Source organism: Streptomyces sp. NPDC029041, assembly GCF_040637515.1.
Lineage (GTDB): Bacteria > Actinomycetota > Actinomycetes > Streptomycetales > Streptomycetaceae > Streptomyces.
Window position 1 is genome coordinate 220555 of the sequence record NZ_JBEZWO010000011.1, and the last position, 20745, is coordinate 241299.

Here is a 20745-nt window from a genome sequence, read left to right on the forward strand (position 1 = left end):
GGGGCCCGTCCACCGAATCCTGCCGCTCTCTCCAGGCCGGCCGCCGGGCGCCGTAACTTGATGACGCGGGCCGCGCCCACCAGGGCCGCGGTTCCCCGCAGTCGAGCAAGAGACACCCTCCGTCGAGCCCGGAAGGAACCCACCCATGCCACAGACCACCCTTCTCCCCAGCAGGCGAGGCATCCTCGCGGGCGCCGCCCTCACCGCCCTCCCCTCCGCCCTGCTGTGCGGCTCCCGGGCCGACGCCCGGCCCCGGGTCGTCGATCACCCCGGAGCGGCGTGGCAACCGGCGAGCCGCAGCAACTACACGCCGTCCAACCGGCCACGGGCCCATCCGTTGCGCTACGTGATCATCCACGTGGCGCAGACGTCCTACTCCGGCACCCTGTCCGTCTTCCGCCACCCCGGGAACAAGGTGTCCGCGCACTACGTGGTGCGTTCCTCCGACGGGCGGGTCGCGCAGTGCGTGCGCGAGTCCGACATCGCCTGGCACGCGGGCAACTGGGACTACAACACCCGCAGCATCGGCATCGAGCACGAAGGCTGGGTGGACCGGCCCGGATACTTCACCGACGTCATGTACGAGCGGTCGGCCCGGCTGACCGCGGCGATCTGCCGGCGGTACGGCATCCCGAGGAACCGCGCGCACATCATCGGCCATCACGAGGTCCCGGGCAGCGACCACACCGACCCGGGCCGGCACTGGGACTGGAAGCGCTACCTCGGGCTCGTCAAGGCGGCCTGAGAGCCCGGCTCGTCAAGTCCGCCCGAAATGCCGGACGTTCCCCCGGCCGCCCGCCTCACGTCCCGGTTACAAATCGCTCAACCCCTGGTTGCGGAGCGATGAGCAGGCGACGATGGGGCCATGACTCTGGCCCAGCGCGCCATGGAGCGCCTGCAGGCCTGGCCCGACCTCAAGGCGGGCCCGGCGAGTTGCGGTACCGGAAGGGCGCTTCGTTCCGCCCGTGACGAGATCGTCCACTTCCACTCCGCGCGGGACGTGGATCTCCACCTCACCCGCCGGGCCATACAGCGCTTCCACTACGACCTCGCCGGTTCGAGCGCGATCCACCTGCTGCCCGGATCGTGCTGGGTGACGGTCCACCTCGACTGCGAGGCCGACGTCGATCTGCTGCTGAGTCTGATGAGTATCGCCCTGAAGGCTCACCAGACCCCGCCGGCCGATGACGAGGGACCGCGCCTCGCCGGGTGCAACTTCCACCGGGTCACGGTGCTGCCGCGTGACGCCGTGGCGGGCGGCTGAGCCTTGGGGGGTGAACCGGAGGCGGAGGCAGTCAACGCCGAGGCGTGGGACGCGTACGGAGCACACCATCTGCGACGGGGCACGGCGCTGCCCGAGGCGGCCCGGATCGACTGGGGGTTCGAGGGCGGCGGCCCGGGGAGCGAGGTTCTCGGGGAGCTGCCGGGCCGGCGGGTGCTGGATCTCGGCTGCGGTCCGGCCCGGCACGCCGCCCATCTGGCAAGGACCCACGGGGCGCTGGTGGACGCGGTCGACGCCTCGGCGGGGCAGTACGAGCGGGCCCGTGCCCGCTACGGCTCACTGCCCGGGCTGCGGCTGGTTCTCGCCGACGCGGTGGAGCATCTGCTCACGGCCGAGCCGTACGACGTCGTCTACTCGGTCAACGCCGTCCCGTACATCGATCCGCACCGGCTGCTGCCCGCCCTCGCCGGAGCGCTCAAGCCGGGTGGCACGTTCTGCTTCACGGTGCTGCACACCAACAGCCGGGGTGACGGGCCGTCGGACCGGGTCGCCGCCCGGCCGGAGACGCTGCGGCTCGCGGGTGGCGGCGAGGTCACCGTCCACATGTGGGTGCTCGCCCCGGAACTCTGGACGGCGCTGCTGACCGAGTACGGGCTGCGCGTGGAGGGGATCGACGTCCTCGACGCCCCGGAGGACGGCAACAGTGCCTCCTACCGGCTCTTCCGGGTGACCCGGCCCGTCCGGGTCTCATCCCGGCCGCGCGTCGACAGACCACCGCCCGCGCACGCCGCGATCGGCGTGGGAGCCATCGTGTACGGGCCACGGGGGCTGCTGCTGGGCCGGCACCGGCGCGGGACGTGGGAGCTGCCCGGCGGGACGGTGGAGCCCGGGGAGTCGTTGCAGGAGACGGTCGTGCGCGAGCTCGGCGAGGAGACGGGGCTCGCGGCGCGGCCCGAGGACGTCCGGTTGCTCGGGACGCTGCTGGACGACGCGGGAGGTGTCGTCCGTATGACCGTGGCCGCCCGGGTCACCGCCTGGCGGGGCGAGCCGTCGGACCAGCCCGGGGAGAGCGTGGGCCGCTGGCGGTGGTTCGCACCGGACCGGCTGCCGGAGCAGCTGTTCGTGTGCAGCGCGCAGGCCCTCACCCTGTGGCGGCCCGGGCTGCCGATCGACCACACGCCGGCGCATGTCACGCCGTTCGACACCGGAACGGGGGACGGCTGAGGCACCCAGAGGGGTGCGTTTTTTCAGCCGTTCCCGCGTAGTGCGCGCTCAGCCACCCTGCCGGGCCGCGCCGTCTGGTCCACTGCCTCTGAGGATCCCGACAGTTGACGAGGCATCAGGGGGCACGGTGGCAGGTCGTCGCAGACGGCGGGGAGCAGGCAGATCGGTCCTGGCGTTTCTCACGGCGTTCGCCGCACTGGCCGGTGCGGGACTGGCGGGGGCGGCTCCGGCCGGCGCCGTGCAGAAGGGCGGCCGGGTCGCGCCGGGTGTGACGTACGAGGAGTTCGACATCGAGGCGGCGAAGGGAGTGACGCACGCACATGTGCTGAGGGCCGACCTGGGCAACCCGCGGGTTCGGGTCGACCTGCTGTACCCGGGGGCCGTGGCCGCACGCGCGCGGGTCTCGGCGATGGCGGACACCCAGGGTGCGGTCGCCGGCGTCAACGGCGACTTCTTCAACATCACCGAGACACAGCATCCGGGCGTGGAGGCGACCGGCGCGAGTGTGGGTCCGGCGATCGCGGCCGGGCGGACACTCAAGGCGGCCGTGCCGACGGGGCAGCGTTTCGGGCCGGAGCTGCCGCCCGGCACGACCACCGAGGAGGTCTTCGGCGTCGGCACCGACGGGCGGGCGCGACTGGACCGGCTGGCGCTGGCCGGTTCGGTCCGTACGGCCGAGGCGCGGTTGCCGCTCGGCGGGCTCAACCAGTACGCGCTGCCGGTGGGATCGGTCGGTGCCTTCACCTCCGAGTGGGGCAGCGCGTCGCGGGTTCGGGCCACCTGCGGCACGGACACGGACCGCGCCGCGCCGTGCAGCGAGGACACCTACGAGGTGACGGTCCGCGACGGCACGGTCGTCTCGGCCACCGGCACTCCGGGCGGTGGCCCGATCGCCGCGGGAACCACCGTGCTGGTCGGACGGGAGGCGGGCGCCCAGCAGCTGCGCAAGTTTTCCACCGGTGAACCGGTCGAGGTCGAGCACAGCCTCGTGGCGGCGGCGGACGGCGTCGCGTACCGGCTCGCCCTGGGCGGCTACCCGGTGCTCTCGGGCGGGCAGCCGCTGCCGGGACTCGACGACACGACCTCGGCCGTCCGTACGGCCGTGGGGATCGCCGACAACGGGCGCCGTGTCGTGCTCCTCGCGCTGGACGGCGCCGCCGCCTACCGCAGCGGCCTGACCATCGCCGAGGTGGCCACCACGATGCGCGGCCTCGGCGCACAGGACGCCTTCAGCCTGGACGGCGGCGGATCGTCGACGCTGGTCGCGCGGAAGCCGGGCGCGAGTACGGTGACCGTGCGCAACCACCCCAGCGGCGGTGCCGAACGCCTCGTCCCGAACGGCATCGGCGTGTTCTCGGGGTGAGTTCAGGGCCGCAGACCGCTGACGATCTCCGCGGTGGCCGTGAGGCCGCTGTGGATGGTGGGGGCAAGGCTCGTGCTGGCGAGATAGAAGCCGAGCAGCAGGCAGACCAGCGCGTGGGAGACCTTCAGCCCGCCGTTGCGGAGGAAGATCACCGCAAGGATCGCGAGCAGCAGCACCACAGAGATGGAAATGGCCATCGTCAACTCCTCCGCCACGCCGCCACGTCCGGTTCACGGCGTTCGGCCGCAAGTGTGGCGTAGCGGAGGGTTCGTCCGGGCGGCTGACCTGTCCGCCGAACGTGTGGTGTCCTGCTGTCGCCCTAAGCAGCCCGCCGGGCTCGAGGAACGCCTCCAGGCCCGCGAGGTCGTCGGTGTTGAGGTGGTCGACGCCGGCGGCGAGCAGTTCGGCCCACACCGCGTCGCGGGCGGGTCCGGCCAGGTCCGGGGTGGCCCAGAACCGCACCCGCTGCCCGCGCTCGTGGGCGGCGTGGGTGATGCCGCGCAGCTTGCGGCGCTCGGCCTCGGGGAAGGGACCCGTGCCCTGCCAGGTGAAGTTGAGCGTCCAGTTGTCGCTGATCAGCGGGATGAAGGAGGCGGGGGCCGGGCCGCCGAGGTCGGAGAGGCGGCCGTCGTAGAAGGCGCGCCGGACGGTCTGGGCCTCCATGGGTGCGCGGGCCGCGCGGTCGCCGGAGACCACGGCGGTGACCGGGCCGCGGTGGACACGGCCGTGGGCGTACGTGGTGAACAGGTGCCGGTAGTCCCGGAGGAGGCGGTCGAGTGCGCGGTACGTCGAGGCGCCCTCGGTCTTGATGTCGATGAGCAGCTGCAGCGACCCGCGGTCTCCCCGGTACACCGAGCCGTGGTGGGCCCGGACGCGGGCGGCGAGCGGGTCGAGGTAGAGGGAGGGGAGCGTGCGGGACGGGTCGAGGTCCTCCGGGTCGTGGGCGACGAGGAGTTGGTCGCCCACGAGGTGGATGTCGGCCTCGACGCTGCCGAAGCGGTGGTCGAGGGCGTCGAGCAGCGGGCGGGGGTGCTCGTAGTCGTTGTGGGCGTGGGCGCGCCACAACGGGCGGGGCCGGCACGCGCGTTCTCCGGCCGCTGCCGGGCCGGCGGGGAGGGCGATCGAGCCCGCGAGGGCCGCGCCGAGGGTGGTGAGGGCCGTGCGACGAGTGGTGAGGGCCATGCTCTGCCTCCCTGGAGATGCCGTACGGAACCTTGTGAGTATGGGTCCGGACGGGCTCAAGGGGCAGGCGTGCGTGCGGAGTTGGCCGGACTGCCGCCCCGCGTTCACTTCAGGGCCGGAGGGCGCGCGAAGGCCCGCCCCTGCCGGGACGGGCCTGTGCGGGTTCTGCGGGCCGTGGCCCGCAGTCGACGAGACGGACGTCAGGGAGCCTGGAGGCCGACCAGTGCGGCCAGGGCCTCCCGGTGAGCGCCCGGCGTGCCGTAGGCGATCGAGTCGGCCTTGGCGCGTTTGAGGTAGAGGTGGGCGGGGTGCTCCCATGTCATGCCGATGCCGGCGTGCAGTTGCACCGCCTCCTCGGCGGCGTGCACGGCCACGGGTGCCGCGTACGCCTGGGCGACGGTGACGGCCACGTCGACGTCCTCGCCGGTGGCCAGGGCGTCGGCGGCGTTGCGGGCGGCGGCGCGGGCGTTGACGACCTCCAGCCACAACTGGGACAGCCGGTGCTTGATCGCCTGGAAGCCGCCGACGGGCCGGTTGAACTGCTTGCGTTCCTTCAGGTAGCGGACGGTCTCCGTGAGCGTCCAGTCGGCGAGGCCGAACTGCTCGGAGGCCAGCAGTCCGGCGCCGGCGCGCAGGGCGCGGCGTACGGCGGGCTCGGCGTCGCCCAGCAACCGGCCCGGCGCCCCGTCGAGGGTGACGGTCGCGAGCGGCCGGGTCAGGTCCAGGGAGGTCCGGGGCGTGATGGTCGCGGCGGAGGCATCGACCGCGTACAGACCGCCGTCGTCGGCGGGCACGAGCAGCACGTTCGCCACGGCCGCGTCCGCGATGCCGGTGAGTTCGCCGCGCAGCAGGCCGTCCTCGTGCCGGACGACCTTGTAGGCGGCGCCCGGCGCGACGCTGAGGGAGACCGCGAGAACGCCGATCGTCGTCCCGGTCGCGAGGTCGCGCAGGAGGTCGTCGGTGCCGCAGGCCAGCAGGGCCTCGGTGGCGACGACCGCGCTCGTCAGATACGGCACGGGCGCGACCGCGCGTCCGAGTTCCTCCAGCACCACGGCGGCTTCGCGGTGGGTGGCGCCCTGGCCGTCGAGTTCCTCGGGCACCAGCAGGCCGGCCAGGCCCATGCCGTCGGTGAGGGCCTTCCACAGGGCCAGGTGATGTGGCGTGTCGGACTCGGTGCGGGCGATGACGCCGGGGGCGTCGCAGTGGTCGGTGAGCAGGTCGCGGACCGCGGCGCGCAGCGCCTCTTCCTCTTCCGAGTACAACAGGTCGCGCTCGTTCTTCACCGGGCCAGGTCCTTCCATGCGACGTCCTTGTCGGTGCGCGGTTCGGCGGGCAGGCCGAGGACGCGCTCGGCGACGATGTTCAGCAGGACCTCGCTGGTCCCGCCCTCGATGCTGTTGCCCTTGGAGCGCAGGTAGCGGTAGCCGGCGTCGCGGCCGGTGAAGTCGACCAGCTCGGGGCGCCGCATGGTCCAGTCGTCGTAGAGCAGGCCCTCCTCGCCGAGGAGTTCCACCTCCAGGCCGCTGATCTCCTGGTTGAGGCGGGCGAAGGCCAGTTTCATGCCGGCGCCCTCGGGGCCGGGCTGGCCCGCGACGAGTTGCTGGCGCAGCCGCTCCGCGGTGAGGCGGGAGACCTCGGACTCCACCCACAGCTTCAGCAGCCGCTGGTGCAGGTCGTGGGTGCGCAGCTCGGGGCGCTCACGCCAGGTCTTCGAGATCGGGCCGATCATGCCGCCCTCGCGGGGCAGCCGCATCCCGCCGATGGCCACGCGCTCGTTGTTCAGGGTGGTCTGCGCGACCTTCCAGCCCTCGCCGACCGCGCCGAGGCGTCGTGAGTCGGGGATGCGGACGTCGGTGAGGAACACCTCGTTGAACTCGGCCTCGCCGGTGATCTGCCGCAGTGGCCGCACCTCGACGCCCGGGTCGGTCATGTCGCACACGAAGTACGTGATGCCCCGGTGCTTGGGGACCTCCGGGTCGGTGCGGGCGATGAGGATCGCCCAGCGGGCCACGTGGGCACTGGACGTCCAGACCTTCTGTCCGTTGACGACCCAGTCGTCGCCCTCACGGACGGCGCGGGTGCCCAGCGCTGCGAGGTCGGACCCGGCGCCCGGCTCGCTGAACAGCTGGCACCAGACCTCCTCGCCCGTCCACAGCGGCCGGAGGTAGCGCCGCTTCTGTTCCTCGGTGCCGTACTGGAGGATCGTCGGCGCGGCCATGCCGAGGCCGATGCCGATGCGCCGCGGGTCGTTGCCGGGCGCCCCTCCGGCCTCCAGCTCGGCGTCCACGACGGCCTGCAGGGAACGGGGCGCGCCGAGCCCGCCGAGACCCTCGGGGTAGTGCACCCAGGCGAGTCCGGCGTCGAACCGGGCCCGCAGGAAGTCCAGTCGGTCGGTGGTGGCGGGCGGGTGGGCGGCCAGCAACTCCCGGGTGCGGCTGAGCAGTTCTTCGGTGCCGGTCATGCTGCCTCCTCCATGACGACCGCGATCCGGCCGGTGGTCACCCCGTCCGCCACCTTCTGCACGGCCTCCGCCGCCCCGCCGAGCGGAACGCGTTCGCTCACCAGCGGCTTGATCGCGCCGCGGGCGGCCAGCTCGGTGAGCTGTTCGTGGCAGTGCTGGACCAGCTTGGGGTTCTTGGTGTTGTACAGGCCCCAGTGCAGGCCGAGGATCGAGTAGTTCTTCACCAGGGCGTGGTTCAGGCCGGGGGTGGGGATCGTGCCGCCGGCGAAGCCGACGACGACGATCCGCCCCTCGAAGGCGACGACCTTGGCGGACTGGGCGTAGGCCTCGCCGCCGACCGGGTCGTAAATGACGTCGGCGCCCCGGCCGCCGGTGGCCTCCTTGACGGCGGCGACGACGTCCTCGGAGCGCCGGTCGATCACGACGTCGCAGCCCAGCTCGCGGGCGACGGCCGCCTTCCCGGAGCCGCCGACGACACCGATGACGGTGGCGCCGGCGGCCTTCCCGAGCTGCACGGCCGCGCTGCCGACCCCTCCAGCGGCAGCGTGGACGAGCAGGGTCTCGCCGGCCTCCAGGCGGGCCCGGCGGTGCAGACCGAACCAGCCGGTCTGGTAGCCGATGTGCAGGGCCGCGGACTCGGCGTCGTCGAGGGCGTCGGGCGCGGGCAGCAGGGCGGCGGCGTCCGCGACGGCGTACTCGGCGAAGCCGCCGTGGGGCAGCGCCGGGTTGGCGATCACGCGTCGGCCGTCCTCGGTCTCGCCGCAGATCTCCACCCCCGGGGTGAACGGCAGCGGCGGCCTGACCTGGTACTGACCGCGGCAGAGCAGGGCGTCCGGGAAGTTGATGTTGGCCGCACGCACCTTCAGCAGGACCTGGCCGTCACCGGGGGTGGGCGGTTCCACCTCCTGGAGCCGCATCACCTCGCCCGGCTCGCCGTTCTCGTGCACTTGCCATGCCTGCATGCGGGGCCTCCACGGGGGACTGCTGTGTCTGACCGGGGTCGGTTCGCATACTAAGCGGTCGCTTGCCCATCAGGGAACAGTCTCCGGGCAAAGTCCCACGCACAGCCTTGAGTGGTGCGTCACGCGCCCTTGGGCCGGGCCCGCACATGCATCCGCTCACCCTGCGGCCCGAACAGGCTGAGGAACTCCACGGGCCCCTCCCCCGTCGACCCGAACCAGTGCGGCACCCGGGTGTCGAACTCGGCGGCCTCCCCCGCCGTGAGCACCACGTCGTGCTCGCCCAGCACCAGGCGCAGTCTCCCGGACAGCACGTACAGCCACTCGTAGCCCTCGTGCGTCCGGGGATCCGGCTCCTGTGTGCGCTTCGGCTCGAGGACCTTGTAGGCCTGCAGGCCGCCGGGCTGGCGGGTGAGCGGCCAGAGGGTGCGGCCGCCCATGACGATCGGCTTGGACCGCACCCGCGGATCCCCGGTCGGCGGGGCACCGACCAGCTCGTCCAGCGCCACCCGGTGGGCGCGCGCGATGGGCAGCAGCAGCTCCAGACTGGGTTTACGCAGGCCGGACTCCAGCCGCGAGAGGGTGCTGACGGAGATGCCGGTGGTCTCGGAGAGCGCCGCCAGGGTCACCTCCCGGTCCTTGCGCATCTGCCGCAGCCGGGGGCCCACGCCCGCCAGTACCTCGTCCGTCGTCATGGTCGTATTGCAGGTTCGGCAAAGAGGTTTGTCAATCCTGCGGGTCCGGGGCGACGCTCGGCAGCGGAGGTGGTCACATGACCGAGAAGTACGCAGTGGTGGTCATCGGCGGGGGCGCGGCGGGTCTGTCCGCCGCTCTGGTGCTGGGACGGGCCCGGCACCGCACGCTGGTGGTCGACGCGGGCGAGCCGCGCAACGCGCCCGCCGCGCACATGCAGGGCTACCTGACACGGGACGGCATGCCGCCCGCCGAGTTCCTGGCGAGCGGCCGCGAGGAGATCGCGCGCTACGGAGTGGAGCTGGTGCGGGACCGGGTGGTGGAGGTCGGGAAGGACACGGACTTCACCGTGGTGCTGGCCGGCGGCCGGACCGTGCGGGCGCGGCGGCTGGTCGTGGCGACCGGCCTGAAGGACGAGCTGCCCGCGGTGGCCGGGGTGGCCGGGCGGTTCGGCCGGGACGTGCTGCACTGCCCCTTCTGCCACGGCTGGGAGGTGCGCGACCAGCCGTTCGGGGTGCTGGCCACCACTCCGGCGAGTGTGCACCAGGCCCTGATCGTGTCCCAGTGGTCGAAGGACGTGCGGTTCTTCCTGCACACGGTCGCCGAGGAGGACCTGTCCGACGACGATCTGCGCCGGCTCGCCGCGGCCGGGGTGGAGGTGGTGCCCGGGGAGGTGGCGGAGCTGGTGGTCGAGGACGACCGGCTCACCGGCGTCCGGCTCGCGGACGGCACGACGCATCCGCGCTCGGTGCTGTTCCTCGCCCCGCGGGCCGTTCCGCGGACCGGCCTGCTGGAGCGGCTGGGTGCCGAGCTGCACGAGACGCCGTTCGGCGCGTACCCGGTGGTCGACCCGACCGGGCTGACGACCGTGCCGGGCGTGTGGGCCGCGGGCAACGCGATCGGGTTCGCCGAGCAGGTCGTGCACGCGGCGAGCGGCGGATACCGGGCGGCCTCGGCGATCGTCGGGGACCTGCTGATGACCGACCTGGACGCGGTCGCCCAGGTGTAGAGGGCCCGGATCGCCACCGGGGCCCGCCCCGCGCACCGGCCCCGGCACGGACCCCCGGGGTGGCTGCGCCCGATCGCCGCGGACCTGCCGATGGCCGGCCCGACGGACTCGCCCAGGTGTAGAGGCACCGCCTCAGGTGCACCATGACTGCATGCTGCTGCACCGGCTGGCCCGAGTGTCCCAGGAGGTCGCCGCCACCTCGGCGCGGTCCCGCAAGACGGCTCTGCTCGCGGAGCTCTTCCGGGAGGCCGAGGCGGAGGATGTGCCGATCGTCATCCCGTACCTGGCGGGACGGTTGCCGCAGGGCCGGATCGGCGTCGGCTGGAAGGTGCTGGGCCGCCCGGTCGCCCCCGCCGCCGAGCCGGGCCTGACCGTGCGGGAGGTCGATGCCCGGCTGGCGGAACTCGCCAAGGTGTCCGGCCCGGGCTCCCAGGCGGAACGGGCCCGGCTGGTCGGGGAGTTGATGGGCGCCGCCACCGAGGACGAGCAACGGTTCCTGCTCGGGCTGCTCACCGGAGAGGTCCGCCAGGGCGCCCTGGACGCGGTGGCGGTGGAGGGGCTGGCCCAGGCGACCGGGGCGCCGTCGGCGGACGTGCGCCGGGCCGTGATGCTCGCCGGTTCCCTCCAGGCGGTGGCCGAGGCGCTGCTCGCGGACGGGCCCGCCTCCCTGGACCGCTTCCGCCTCACCGTCGGCCGCCCGGTGCTGCCCATGCTGGCGCACAGTGCCTCCTCGGTGGCCGAGGCGGTGGACAAGCTGGGCGCCTGCGCGGTGGAGGAGAAGCTGGACGGCATCCGCGTGCAGGTGCACCGGGACGGCGACACCGTGCGGCTCTACACCCGCACCCTGGACGACATCACCGACCGCTTGCCCGAAGTGACGGCCGCCGCGCTTCAGTTGCGGGGCGAGCGGTTCATCCTGGACGGAGAGGTGATCTCCTTCGACACGGACGGACGCCCCCGCTCCTTCCAGGAGACCGCCGGCCGCGTCGGCTCCCGCACGGACGTGGCGACGGCCGCCCGCGCCGTGCCGGTCTCCCCCGTCTTCTTCGACGCGCTGTCCGTCGACGGCCATGACCTGCTGGATTTGCCCTTCGCCGAGCGGCACGCCGAGCTGGCCCGGCTGGTGCCGGAGCCGATGCGGGTGCGGCGCACCCTGGTGTCCGGGCACGGCGACACGCCCGCGGCGGAGGAGTTCCTCGCCGAGACGCTGCAGCGCGGCCACGAGGGCGTCGTCGCCAAGGCCCTCGACGCCTCCTACAGCGCGGGGCGGCGCGGCGCGTCCTGGCTCAAGGTCAAGCCCGTCCACACCCTCGACCTGGTCGTCCTGGCCGCCGAGTGGGGCCACGGCCGCCGCATGGGCAAGCTCTCCAACCTCCATCTGGGCGCCCGCACCGCCGACGGCGGCCTCGCCATGCTCGGCAAGACCTTCAAGGGCATGACCGACGCCATGCTCACCTGGCAGACCGAGCGCCTCCAGCAGCTCGCCGTCGAGACCGGCGAACACGTCGTGAGAGTCCGCCCGGAACTCGTCGTCGAGATCGCCTACGACGGACTGCAGCGCTCCACCCGCTACCCGGCGGGTGTCACCCTCCGCTTCGCCCGCGTGATCCGCTACCGGGAGGACAAGCGTCCCGAGGACGCGGACACGGTCGAGGCGCTGCTGGCCGCGCACCCCGGCATGAAGCCGTGAAGCGCAGCGCCGGTCTGCTGCTCTTCCACCCCGCCGACGGTGGCATCGAGGTGCTGCTCGGCCACATGGGCGGCCCCTTCTTCGCCCGGCGCGACGCCGGGGCGTGGACCGTGATCAAAGGCGAGTACGAGCCGGACGAGCCCGCCTGGGAGGCCGCCCGCCGCGAGTTCCGGGAGGAACTGGGGCTGCCCCCGCCCGACGGCGAGCCCATCGACCTCGGCGAGGTACGGCAGACAGGCGGCAAGATCGTCACGGCCTGGGCGGTGCGGGCGGACCTCGACCCGGCGACGATCACACCCGGCACCTTCCGGATGGAGTGGCCGCCGAGGTCCGGACGGCTCCAGGAGTTTCCCGAACTGGACCGGGTGGCCTGGTTCGGCCTCGACCGGGCCCGCAGCGTGATCGTCAAGGCGCAGGCGGCGTTTCTCGACCGGCTGGCGGAGCACTCGCCCTGAGGAGACACTCCCGCGTTGCGGTCCCCTCCGCCGCGCGGGAAGGTCGAGACACAGCCCGCTCCGAGGGAGGTCGGTCATGCCCATCGCAACGGTGAACCCGGCGAACGGCGAGACGCTCAAGACGTACGAGGCCATGGACGAGCAGGAGATCGAGCGCCGGCTCCAGCTCGCGGAGGCCACGTTCCGCACGTACCGGACGACGACCTTCGACGAGCGCGCCCGGCTGCTGCACCGGGCCGCCGACCTCCTCGAAGAGGACCAGCAGGACATCGCCCGCGTGATGACCACCGAGATGGGCAAGCCGATCCAGCAGGCCCGCGCCGAGGCGGCGAAGTGCGCCAAGGCCATGCGCTGGTACGCCGACCACGCCGGGGAACTGCTCGCCGACGAGGAACCCGCCGACTCCGACGTGAAGGACTCCGGCGCCTCACGCGTACGGGTGCGCTACCGCCCGCTCGGGCCGGTGCTCGCGGTGATGCCGTGGAACTTCCCGCTGTGGCAGGTGGTCCGGTTCGCCGCGCCCGCGCTGATGGCGGGCAACGTGGGCCTGCTCAAGCACGCCTCGAACGTCCCGCAGACCGCCCTCTACCTGGAAGACCTCTTCCACCGTGCGGGCTTCACGGAGGGCACCTTCCAGACCCTGCTGATCGGCTCCGCCGCGGTCGACGACATCCTGCGCGACGAACGGGTCAAGGCCGCCACCCTCACCGGCAGCGAGCCCGCGGGCCGCGCGGTGGCCTCCACCGCCGGCGAGATGATCAAGAAGACGGTGCTGGAGCTGGGCGGCAGCGATCCTTTCGTCGTCATGCCCTCCGCCGACATCGACCGGGCCGCCGAGGTGGCGGTGACCGCGCGGGTGCAGAACACCGGGCAGTCCTGCATCGCCGCGAAGCGGTTCATCGTGCACACGGACGTCTATGACGCCTTCGCCGAGCGGTTCGCCGAGGGCATGAAGGCGCTGAAGGTCGGCGACCCGATGGCCGACGACACCCAGGTCGGGCCCCTCTCCAGCGAACAGGGGCTGCGCGATCTGGAAGAGCTGGTCGACGACGCGGTGCGCAGCGGGGCCCAGGTGCTGTGCGGTGGCGAACGGCCGGACGGACCGGGCTGGTACTACACGCCGACGATCCTCGCCGGTATCACCCGCGAGATGCGGATCCACCGGGAGGAGGCGTTCGGCCCCGTGGCGACGCTGTACCGGGCGGCCGACCTGGACGAGGCCGTGCTGATCGCGAACGACTCGCCGTTCGGGCTGAGTTCGAACGTGTGGACGCGGGACGAGGGCGAGGTGGACCGGTTCGTACGCGACCTGGAGGCCGGCGGGGTGTTCTTCAACGGCATGACCGCGTCCCATCCGGCGTTCCCGTTCGGCGGCGTGAAGCGGTCCGGCTACGGGCGTGAGCTGTCCGGGCACGGAATCCGCGAGTTCTGCAACATCACCACTGTTTGGCATGGTGCGTGAGTGTTGCGGGGCTACGATCCCGTCTGTGAACCGCGAAGTGACTCTGCCTCTGATCGTCGACGACCGCGGGACCCTGCAGGTGGCTGCGGCGGATGTCAGCAAGCTCTTGCGGACGGTGGGAGGGCGTTGGGTGCGGCTCGTGGAGGGCGGGGAGTCGGGTCTGGACGAGGACACGGTCGCCGAGTTGGCCATCGAGCTGGCGAAGCTGGCCGACCGGATCGATGTGGCCTGTATCGCGCACAGCAGCGGCACCGCGACCTGAGGGGTGCGTGGGGGTGCTGTTGCGGTTCCCCGCGCCTTCGAGGCACCTGACGCGCCCGGGTGCGGAACACGGCGTCCCCGGTACGGAGTAGCTCCGCGCGAAGTCGGCGTACCGGCGGGTGATCGTGAGTGGACCACCCCTTGAGGTGACCCACTTCTGACCGGGGGGCTCAGGGCCTTCCGGGAGGCGAAAGCAGGCGCGGCTCATGGCGACTTTGTGCAGACCCTCGGTGTCCGTTCCAGAGCACGTGATCACGATGGAGGAGACCCTGGAGCTGGCGCGTGAGCGCCACGCCGGGCACCCCCAACTGCCGCTGGCCCTGAGGCTGATAGAGAACACCGGGGTGCGCACCCGGCACATCGTGCAGCCTGTCGAGGAGACGCTGAAGCACCCCGGGTTCGAGGACCGCAACAAGCTCTACGAGGCCGAGGCGAAGGCCCGGGTGCCCGCGGTCGTCCAGCGGGCGCTCGACGACGCCGAGCTGCTCGCCTCCGAAGTGGACCTGATCGTCTACGTGTCGTGCACGGGCTTCATGATGCCCTCGCTCACGGCCTGGCTGATCAACGAGATGGGCTTCGAGCCGACGACCCGGCAGCTGCCCATAGCCCAGCTCGGCTGTGCGGGCGGCGGCGCGGCCGTGAACCGGGCCCACGACTTCTGCACGGCCTACCCGGAGGCCAACGCGCTGATCGTGGCGTGCGAGTTCTGCTCGCTGTGCTACCAGCCCACCGACATCGGGGTCGGGTCGCTGCTGTCGAACGGGTTGTTCGGCGACGGCATCGCCGCCGCCGCGGTCCGCGGCCGGGGCGGTGAGGGCGTCCGGCTGGAGCGCAACGGCTCGTTCCTGATCCCCAAGACCGAGGACTGGATCACCTACGACGTGAAGGCGACCGGCTTCCACTTCCTGCTGGACAGGCGGGTACCGGCGACGATGGAACCGCTCGCGCCGGTGCTGCAGGACCTGGCCGGTGATCACGGCTGGGACGCCTCCGAGCTGGACTTCTACATCGTCCACGCGGGCGGCCCGCGCATCCTCGACGACCTCAGCACCTTCCTGCACGTCGACCCGCACGCCTTCCGGTTCAGCCGGGCCACGCTCACCGAGTACGGCAACATCGCCAGCGCCGTCGTCCTGGACGCACTGCGCAGGCTGTTCGACGAGGGCGGCGCCGAGCACCGGGCGCGCGGGTTGCTCGCCGGGTTCGGGCCGGGCATCACGGCCGAGATGGCCCTGGGCCGCTGGCACAGCGCGGACGGGACGAGGTGACATGAGCGAAGAGACGATCACCGCTTATCTGCCCCCGGTTCGGGACCTGCCCGCGCCCGGCCCGGCCGGTGCCGGCTTCGACGACCCGGGCGGCGACGCCGTCCGCCTCCTGGACCCGGCGGCTCGCGACCGGTCGCGCCGTGCCGTCGCCGACGCGTTCACGGCGCGGAGGCTGGAGCGGCTGCGTGAGCGGTGCCGGCGCATGCTGGCGGAACTGGTCGACGAGCTGCTGCAGGACGGCCCGCCCGCCGATCTGACCGAGGCCGTGCTCAGCCCGTTCGCCGGCGCTGTGATGTGCGAACTGATGGGCGTCCCGCCCGCCGACCGGCAGGGCATGCACGCCTGGACCCGGCTGACCCTGTCCTCCGCGCACGCCGCCGGGACCGGCGAGAGGGCCAGGAGGGAGATGGGCGCCTACTTCTCCGATCTCATCGGCCTGCGCGAGGGCAGCTCCGGTGAGGACGTGACCTCCCTGCTCGGGGCAGCCGTGGCCCGGCGGGAGGTGTCCCTGGACGAGGCGGCGTCTCTCGCGGTCCTCCTCCAGATCGGGGGCGAGACGGTCACCGGCCGATGTGTCCTGTTGTTCCGCATTCTGCTGACCCGGCCCGACCTCGCCGAGCGGCTGCGCGCGGAACCGGAGACCCGCCCCCGGGCCCTCGACGAACACGTCTTCACCGAGCCGGAGACGACCGGCCCGGCAAGCAGCCCGAGGCCGCACGTCTCCTTCGGTTGCGGCCCGCACGACTGGCCCGGCGGCCTGCCGGCCCGGATGGTGTCGGAGCTGCTGCTCGACGCGCTCCTCGACGGGGTGCCGGGCCTTCGGCTCTCCGTGCCCGCCGACGAGCTGTCCTTCAGGACGGACACACGGCTCCACGGGCCCGGGGCCCTGACCGTGACCTGGTGACGGCGATGACGGCGACGGAAGGACTGCTCGTCCCACCCGGACAGGGCCGGATCATGGAGACCCCCGCCCAGCGCGTCACCTTCAAGGTGACCGGCACGCACTCCCGCACGGCCTCCACCTTCGAGGTGGTCGTCCCCCCGGGCTTCGATGTCGGCGCCCATGTGCACAGCCGCAGCGAGGAGTTGTTCTACGTGCTCGAGGGCGAGCTGGACGTCCTCGCCTTCGAGCCACGGATCCGCACGCCCGACAACTGGCGGACGTGGGAGTCCGCTTCGGGCAACCGGGTGGTGCGGGCGACACCGGGAACGGTGATCGCCGTGCCCCCGGGATGCCCGCACGCGTTCGCCAACCCGACCGACACACCGACGAAGGTGTTCTTCCAGGCGAGCCCGCCACCCGATCACGAACGGTACTTCGAGGAACTGCTGGAGATCCTCGGCGGCGGGGGCCCGCCGGACCAGGCGGCGATCGCGGAGCTGCGGGCGCGCTACGACATCGAGCAGCTGACGCCGCTCCGGCACCGCTAGCGGATGGGCGCCCCGGCGAGGGTCCGGGCGATGACCAGCCGCTGGATCTCGCTCGTGCCCTCGAAGATGGTGTAGATGGCGGCGTCCCGGTGCATCCGCTCCACGGGGTACTCCCGGGTGTAGCCGTTGCCGCCGAGGATCTGGATCGCCTGGGCCGTGACCTTCTTGGCCGTCTCGCTCGCGAAGAGCTTGGACATCGACCCCTCGGCCGCCGTGAACGGCTTGCCGTTGATCGCCATCCAGGACGCGCGCCACACCAGCAGCCGGGCCGCGTCGATGGAGGTCCGCATGTCGGCGAGCTGGAAGGCGACGCCCTGGTTGTCGATGATCGGCCGTCCGAACTGCTCACGCGTCTTCGCGTAGTCGAGGGCGACCTCGTAGGCGGCGCGGGCCGTGCCGACCGCCATGGCGCCGACCGCGGGACGCGAGGCCTCGAACGTGGCCATGGCCGCGTTCTTCACGCGCTCGCCGCCCGCCTTGGCCCGCTCCCGGGCCCGGGCCAGCCGCTCGTCCAGCTTGTCCTTGCCGCCGAGCAGGCAGGAGCCGGGAACGCGCACGTTGTCGAGGATGACCTCGGCGGTGTGCGAGGCGCGGATGCCGTGCTTCTTGAACTTCTGGCCCTGGGCGAGACCCGGCGTCCCCGGCGGGACGATGAAGGAGGCGTGCCCCTTGGAGCCGAGCTCGGCGTCGACGACCGCGACGACGACGTGGACGTTGGATATGCCGCCGTTGGTCGCCCAGGTCTTGGTGCCGTTGAGCACCCACTCGTCCTTGGCCTCGTCGTACACGGCCCGGGTGCGCATGGAGGCCACGTCGGAGCCGGCGTCGGGCTCGGAGGAGCAGAAGGCGGCGACCTTGACGTCATTGGCGTCGCCGTACATCTGCGGGATCCAGGTGCCGATCTGCTCCTCGGTGCCGTTGGCGAGGACGCCGACGGCGGCGAGGCCGGTGCCGACGATGGACAGGGCGATGCCGGCGTCGCCCCAGAACAGCTCCTCCATCGCCATGGGGATGCCGAGACCGGTCGAGTCGAAGTACTGCTGGGCGTAGAAGTCCAGGGAGTAGATGCCGACCTTGGCGGCCTCCTGGATGACCGGCCAGGGAGTCTCCTCACGCTCGTCCCATTCGGCGGCCGCGGGGCGGATCACATCGGCCGCGAAGCCGTGCAGCCAGTCCCGGACCTCCTTCTGTTCGTCGTTGAGCTCCATGGTGAACTCGGCCATGTCGTCCCCTCCAGCGGCACACATGCATGTTACTTGCGGTAACACCAGTCTGTTACCGGCGGGTAGTCGAAGTCAACTCCTACCGACCGGTCGGCACCCGTTCGGTGTCGGGGGCACGCTTCAGTGTTAGTTTTCGCAGGCGTCATGGAAACAGCACGGGTGGGGAGAGACCATGGACACCACGCAGCGGACCGATCAGCAACGGTCCGCCGACCGCCGTCGGCGTGAGCTGCTGGAGGCCGCCGACCGGGTGGTGCTGCGCGACGGGCCGCAGGCATCGATGAACGCGATCGCGGCGGAGGCCGGCATCACCAAGCCGATTCTCTACCGCCACTTCGGCGACAAGGGCGGACTTTACGCGGCCCTTGCCATGCGGCACACGGACGCCCTGCTGGACTCGCTGCGGGCGGCGCTGGACGCGCCGGCGGACCGGCGGGAGCGGGTCGAGGCGACGCTGGACACCTACCTCACGGCGATCGAGTTGCGGCCTCAGGTGTACCGGTTCCTGATGCACCCCGCGGAGGGGGGCCAGCCGGGGGACGCGGGGTTCGATGTCGGCAAGCACAGCGCGCCGTTGCTGCGGCGGATGGGCGAGGAGCTGGCGCAGGTCATCGAGGAGCGGCTGGATCTCGGGCCGGGCGGGCAGCAGCTCGCTCGCGTTTGGGGACACGGGATCGTCGGCATGATGCATGCGGCCGGGGATTGGTGGCTCGGGGAACGGCCCTGCTCCCGTGCGGAGTTGGTGCGGAGTCTGGCTGATCTGCTGTGGGGGCGGCTTGCGGCGGCCGGGGATCGGGTGGGGGGTCCGGGGTTCTGAGCGTCGAGTTTCGGCTGACCGCCCGTGGGGGTCGTTGGCGCAGTTCCCCGCGCCCCTGCAAGAAGGCAACTCACGCTCACGAGCGCCAGGAGGCCCGGGCCACCTGGCGCATCAGTCTGCGGTGGCGCCAGCCGCTCAGGTGGTCTGCGTAGACGCGGCCCTCCAAGTGGTCGCACTCGTGCTGCAGGCAGCGGGCGAAGAAGCCCGTGCCGTGGACGGTGACGGGTTCTCCCGTCACCGTGAAGCCCTCGACGACCGCGTGGTCGTGGCGTTCCGTGCCCGCTTCCAGGCCCGGGAGGGACAGGCAGCCCTCCGGCCCCCTGATCACCACGCCGTCCTTCTCGGTCAGACGCGGATTGACGACATGGCCCACATGGCGGACGTCCTCGTCGTCCGGGCAGTCGTAGACGAAGACCCGCAGCGGCTCGCCGACCTGGTTGGCGGCGAGGCCGACGCCTTGTGCGGCGTACATCGTCGCGAACAAGTCCTCGACGAGACGGGCCAGTTCGGGACCGAAGTCGGTGACCTCCGCGCAGGGGGTGTGCAGCAGCGGATCGCCGTGCAGGGTGAGGGGTCTCACGCGGCCGTGGGCGCCGGGGATGGAGCTGTGTCGCATGGCGGCAAGAGTAAGGTCCTGTCGGTCCGCGTCTCCCACACGAGTTCGCCACAGAGCCACGGTTCGGGAGTGCGAATGGATCTCGATAGGCTGAGGTCCACACCACGTGGCCGTCAGGCTTCAAGGCGCGGCGCGTACGCAAGGAGGATCGAGAACTGATGGCAGGCAACTCGGACCCGCTCTCGCCGCGGGCCAAGCTGGCCGTGACCGCGGGCAAGGCGGTCGCGGCGGCGTCACGCGCCGCAGGGCGCGGCAGCGGTTCGGTGATCGGCGGCCGGGTCGCGCTGAAACTCGACCCCGACCTCCTCGCCCGGCTCGCCCAGAACCTGGACGTGATCCTGGTCTCCGCGACGAACGGCAAGACCACCACCACCCGGCTCATCGCCGAGGCCCTGCGCGCGGCGGGACCCGTCGTCTCCAACGCGCTCGGCGCCAACATGCCGGCCGGCATCACCTCGGCCCTCGCCGGCAGCTCCGACGCCCGCTACGGCGTCATCGAGGTCGACGAGAAGTACCTCGCGGGCGTCGCCCGGGACACCGCCCCGAAGTGCATCGCGCTGCTCAACCTCTCGCGCGACCAGCTCGACCGTGCCGCCGAGACCCGCATGCTCGCCGAGAACTGGCGGGAGGGCCTCGCGGGCTCCAAGTCGGTGGTCGTGGCCAACTGCGACGACCCGCTGGTGGTGTGGGCGGCCTCGTCCTCCCCCAATGTGATCTGGGTCGCCGCGGGGCAGATGTGGAAGGACGACGCCTGGTCCTGCCCGTCGTGCGGTGGCGTGATGCAGCGTCCCGGCGACGACTGGTTCTGCGGCGAGTGCGGCTTCCGCCGTCCCACCCCGAGCTGGGCACTCTCCGGTGACCACGTGCTCGACCCGCACGGTTCGGCCTGGCCGATCCACCTCCAGCTGCCGGGCCGGGCCAACAAGGCCAACGCCGCCTCCTCGGCCGCCGTCGCCGCCGTGTTCGGCGTGCCGCCGCAGGTCGCTCTCGAGCGCATGTACCAGGTGCAGGCGGTCGCCGGGCGGTACGACGTCGTCCAGTTCCAGGGCCGCGACCTGCGGTTGCTGCTGGCGAAGAACCCGGCCGGCTGGCTGGAGACGTTCTCCCTGATCGACCCGCCCCCCACCCCGGTCATCCTGTCGGTGAACGCACGCTCCGCCGACGGCACCGACACCTCCTGGCTGTGGGACGTCGACTACTCGCGCCTGACCGGTCACCCGATCTGCGTCGTCGGCGACCGGCGACTGGACCTGGCGGTGCGTCTGGAGGTCGCCGACCAGCACTTCCAGGTCTACGAGAACCTCGACCAGGCCGTGGCGGCGTGCCCGCCGGGCCGGATCGAGGTCATCGCCAACTACACGGCGTTCCAGGACCTGCGCCGCCGCGTCGGCAACTGAGCACGAGACGTC

21 protein-coding genes and 1 pseudogene are annotated in these 20745 nt (G+C 72.2%); 14 read left to right on the forward strand and 8 right to left on the reverse strand.

What is annotated here, in order from left to right; translation table 11 throughout:
* Nucleotides 1–145 precede the first annotated feature (145 nt).
* From AB0F04_RS27985 to AB0F04_RS28000, 4 genes are all read left to right on the forward strand, one after another.
* On the forward strand, nucleotides 146–745 hold the full coding sequence (locus AB0F04_RS27985) for an N-acetylmuramoyl-L-alanine amidase (protein WP_362046020.1): 600 nt from the start codon (nucleotides 146–148) through the stop codon (nucleotides 743–745).
* Nucleotides 746–865: 120 nt separating this feature from the next.
* Nucleotides 866–1264, forward strand: coding sequence for a luciferase family protein (locus AB0F04_RS27990; RefSeq protein ID WP_362046023.1), 399 nt, complete (start codon nucleotides 866–868; stop codon nucleotides 1262–1264).
* 3 nt (nucleotides 1265–1267) lie between these two features.
* Entirely contained in the window at nucleotides 1268–2446 is a 1179-nt protein-coding gene (locus AB0F04_RS27995; protein WP_362046026.1) for an NUDIX domain-containing protein, read from the forward strand.
* 127 nt (nucleotides 2447–2573) lie between these two features.
* The gene (locus AB0F04_RS28000) at nucleotides 2574–3809 is read left to right on the forward strand and encodes a phosphodiester glycosidase family protein (RefSeq protein WP_362046029.1); all 1236 of its coding nucleotides are present in this window, start codon (nucleotides 2574–2576) and stop codon (nucleotides 3807–3809) included.
* A gap of 2 nt (nucleotides 3810–3811) precedes the next feature.
* Here the strand turns inward: AB0F04_RS28000 and AB0F04_RS28005 are convergent, their stop codons facing one another.
* The 6 genes and pseudogenes from AB0F04_RS28005 to AB0F04_RS28030 all read right to left on the reverse strand — a co-directional run bounded on the left by AB0F04_RS28005 (nucleotide 3812) and on the right by AB0F04_RS28030 (nucleotide 9106).
* Entirely contained in the window at nucleotides 3812–4006 is a 195-nt protein-coding gene (locus tag AB0F04_RS28005; protein WP_053674282.1) for a hypothetical protein, read from the reverse strand.
* Nucleotides 4007–4145: 139 nt separating this feature from the next.
* Nucleotides 4146–4991: pseudogene (locus AB0F04_RS28010) on the reverse strand (phosphatidylinositol-specific phospholipase C/glycerophosphodiester phosphodiesterase family protein); the annotation flags it as partial.
* 200 nt (nucleotides 4992–5191) lie between these two features.
* A complete protein-coding gene (locus AB0F04_RS28015; RefSeq protein WP_362046032.1) occupies nucleotides 5192–6292 on the reverse strand; it encodes an acyl-CoA dehydrogenase family protein in 1101 nt (366 codons plus the stop codon).
* Entirely contained in the window at nucleotides 6271–7452 is a 1182-nt protein-coding gene (locus tag AB0F04_RS28020; RefSeq protein WP_362046035.1) for an acyl-CoA dehydrogenase family protein, read from the reverse strand. The genes AB0F04_RS28015 and AB0F04_RS28020 overlap by 22 nt, the downstream gene beginning before the upstream one ends.
* On the reverse strand, nucleotides 7449–8414 hold the full coding sequence (locus AB0F04_RS28025; RefSeq protein ID WP_362046038.1) for an NADPH:quinone oxidoreductase family protein: 966 nt from the start codon (nucleotides 8412–8414) through the stop codon (nucleotides 7449–7451). Before AB0F04_RS28025 ends, AB0F04_RS28020 begins: the two co-directional genes overlap by 4 nt.
* A 119-nt stretch (nucleotides 8415–8533) precedes the next feature.
* The gene (locus AB0F04_RS28030; protein ID WP_362046040.1) at nucleotides 8534–9106 is read right to left on the reverse strand and encodes an XRE family transcriptional regulator; all 573 of its coding nucleotides are present in this window, start codon (nucleotides 9104–9106) and stop codon (nucleotides 8534–8536) included.
* A gap of 77 nt (nucleotides 9107–9183) precedes the next feature.
* On the opposite strand from AB0F04_RS28030, the gene AB0F04_RS28035 reads away from it, so the two are divergent.
* The 8 genes from AB0F04_RS28035 to AB0F04_RS28070 all read left to right on the forward strand — a co-directional run bounded on the left by AB0F04_RS28035 (nucleotide 9184) and on the right by AB0F04_RS28070 (nucleotide 16680).
* Nucleotides 9184–10113 (forward strand): NAD(P)/FAD-dependent oxidoreductase, encoded by a 930-nt coding sequence (locus AB0F04_RS28035; RefSeq protein ID WP_362046043.1) that lies wholly within the window; start codon nucleotides 9184–9186, stop codon nucleotides 10111–10113.
* A gap of 151 nt (nucleotides 10114–10264) precedes the next feature.
* Nucleotides 10265–11803 (forward strand): ATP-dependent DNA ligase, encoded by a 1539-nt coding sequence (locus AB0F04_RS28040; RefSeq protein ID WP_362046045.1) that lies wholly within the window; start codon nucleotides 10265–10267, stop codon nucleotides 11801–11803.
* The gene (locus AB0F04_RS28045; protein ID WP_362046047.1) at nucleotides 11800–12258 is read left to right on the forward strand and encodes an NUDIX domain-containing protein; all 459 of its coding nucleotides are present in this window, start codon (nucleotides 11800–11802) and stop codon (nucleotides 12256–12258) included. The genes AB0F04_RS28040 and AB0F04_RS28045 overlap by 4 nt, the downstream gene beginning before the upstream one ends.
* Before the next feature lie 76 nt (nucleotides 12259–12334).
* Entirely contained in the window at nucleotides 12335–13720 is a 1386-nt protein-coding gene (locus tag AB0F04_RS28050) for an NADP-dependent succinic semialdehyde dehydrogenase (protein WP_362046050.1), read from the forward strand.
* A 25-nt stretch (nucleotides 13721–13745) separates the two neighbouring features.
* Entirely contained in the window at nucleotides 13746–13982 is a 237-nt protein-coding gene (locus AB0F04_RS28055; protein ID WP_033307522.1) for a DUF6213 family protein, read from the forward strand.
* A 205-nt stretch (nucleotides 13983–14187) separates the two neighbouring features.
* Complete coding sequence (locus AB0F04_RS28060) at nucleotides 14188–15249, forward strand: type III polyketide synthase (RefSeq protein ID WP_362046053.1); 1062 nt, start codon at nucleotides 14188–14190, stop codon at nucleotides 15247–15249.
* A gap of 1 nt (nucleotide 15250) precedes the next feature.
* Complete coding sequence (locus AB0F04_RS28065; RefSeq protein WP_362046055.1) at nucleotides 15251–16153, forward strand: cytochrome P450; 903 nt, start codon at nucleotides 15251–15253, stop codon at nucleotides 16151–16153.
* 5 nt (nucleotides 16154–16158) lie between these two features.
* Nucleotides 16159–16680 carry a cupin domain-containing protein gene (locus AB0F04_RS28070; protein WP_362046057.1) on the forward strand — a complete coding sequence of 174 codons (522 nt, stop codon included), beginning with the start codon at nucleotides 16159–16161 and terminating at the stop codon, nucleotides 16678–16680.
* On the opposite strand, the gene AB0F04_RS28075 is transcribed toward AB0F04_RS28070, so the two are convergent.
* Nucleotides 16677–17903 (reverse strand): acyl-CoA dehydrogenase family protein, encoded by a 1227-nt coding sequence (locus tag AB0F04_RS28075; RefSeq protein ID WP_362046059.1) that lies wholly within the window; start codon nucleotides 17901–17903, stop codon nucleotides 16677–16679. The genes AB0F04_RS28070 and AB0F04_RS28075 overlap by 4 nt on opposite strands.
* Before the next feature lie 172 nt (nucleotides 17904–18075).
* Between AB0F04_RS28075 and AB0F04_RS28080 the strand changes: the two genes are divergently transcribed.
* On the forward strand, nucleotides 18076–18720 hold the full coding sequence (locus tag AB0F04_RS28080) for a TetR family transcriptional regulator (RefSeq protein ID WP_053674268.1): 645 nt from the start codon (nucleotides 18076–18078) through the stop codon (nucleotides 18718–18720).
* Nucleotides 18721–18796: 76 nt separating this feature from the next.
* Here the strand turns inward: AB0F04_RS28080 and def are convergent, their stop codons facing one another.
* Nucleotides 18797–19336, reverse strand: a complete 540-nt coding sequence (def, locus tag AB0F04_RS28085) for a peptide deformylase (protein ID WP_362046062.1) — start codon at nucleotides 19334–19336, stop codon at nucleotides 18797–18799.
* 158 nt (nucleotides 19337–19494) lie between these two features.
* Here def and AB0F04_RS28090 point away from each other — a divergent pair, with 158 nt between their 5' ends.
* Nucleotides 19495–20733: a MurT ligase domain-containing protein gene (locus AB0F04_RS28090; RefSeq protein ID WP_053674266.1), complete on the forward strand. Its 1239-nt coding sequence runs from the start codon at nucleotides 19495–19497 to the stop codon at nucleotides 20731–20733.
* Nucleotides 20734–20745: the final 12 nt, after the last annotated feature.

Bases quoted from the DNA above. Each gene is read 5' to 3' on its own strand.
- AB0F04_RS28065 (WP_362046055.1), top strand. From the start codon at position 15,251: ATGAGCGAAGAGACGATCACCGCTTATCTGCCCCCGGTTCGGGACCTG.
- AB0F04_RS28005 (WP_053674282.1), bottom strand. From the start codon at position 4,006: ATGGCCATTTCCATCTCTGTGGTGCTGCTGCTCGCGATCCTTGCGGTG.
- AB0F04_RS28060 (WP_362046053.1), top strand. From the start codon at position 14,188: ATGGCGACTTTGTGCAGACCCTCGGTGTCCGTTCCAGAGCACGTGATC.
- AB0F04_RS28015 (WP_362046032.1), bottom strand. From the start codon at position 6,292: ATGGAAGGACCTGGCCCGGTGAAGAACGAGCGCGACCTGTTGTACTCG.
- AB0F04_RS28050 (WP_362046050.1), top strand. From the start codon at position 12,335: ATGCCCATCGCAACGGTGAACCCGGCGAACGGCGAGACGCTCAAGACG.
- def (WP_362046062.1), bottom strand. From the start codon at position 19,336: ATGCGACACAGCTCCATCCCCGGCGCCCACGGCCGCGTGAGACCCCTC.
- AB0F04_RS28080 (WP_053674268.1), top strand. From the start codon at position 18,076: ATGGACACCACGCAGCGGACCGATCAGCAACGGTCCGCCGACCGCCGT.
- AB0F04_RS28020 (WP_362046035.1), bottom strand. From the start codon at position 7,452: ATGACCGGCACCGAAGAACTGCTCAGCCGCACCCGGGAGTTGCTGGCC.
- AB0F04_RS28040 (WP_362046045.1), top strand. From the start codon at position 10,265: ATGCTGCTGCACCGGCTGGCCCGAGTGTCCCAGGAGGTCGCCGCCACC.
- AB0F04_RS28035 (WP_362046043.1), top strand. From the start codon at position 9,184: ATGACCGAGAAGTACGCAGTGGTGGTCATCGGCGGGGGCGCGGCGGGT.
- AB0F04_RS28075 (WP_362046059.1), bottom strand. From the start codon at position 17,903: ATGGCCGAGTTCACCATGGAGCTCAACGACGAACAGAAGGAGGTCCGG.
- AB0F04_RS28025 (WP_362046038.1), bottom strand. From the start codon at position 8,414: ATGCAGGCATGGCAAGTGCACGAGAACGGCGAGCCGGGCGAGGTGATG.
- AB0F04_RS28070 (WP_362046057.1), top strand. From the start codon at position 16,159: ATGACGGCGACGGAAGGACTGCTCGTCCCACCCGGACAGGGCCGGATC.
- AB0F04_RS28090 (WP_053674266.1), top strand. From the start codon at position 19,495: ATGGCAGGCAACTCGGACCCGCTCTCGCCGCGGGCCAAGCTGGCCGTG.
- AB0F04_RS27990 (WP_362046023.1), top strand. From the start codon at position 866: ATGACTCTGGCCCAGCGCGCCATGGAGCGCCTGCAGGCCTGGCCCGAC.
- AB0F04_RS28030 (WP_362046040.1), bottom strand. From the start codon at position 9,106: ATGACGACGGACGAGGTACTGGCGGGCGTGGGCCCCCGGCTGCGGCAG.
- AB0F04_RS27985 (WP_362046020.1), top strand. From the start codon at position 146: ATGCCACAGACCACCCTTCTCCCCAGCAGGCGAGGCATCCTCGCGGGC.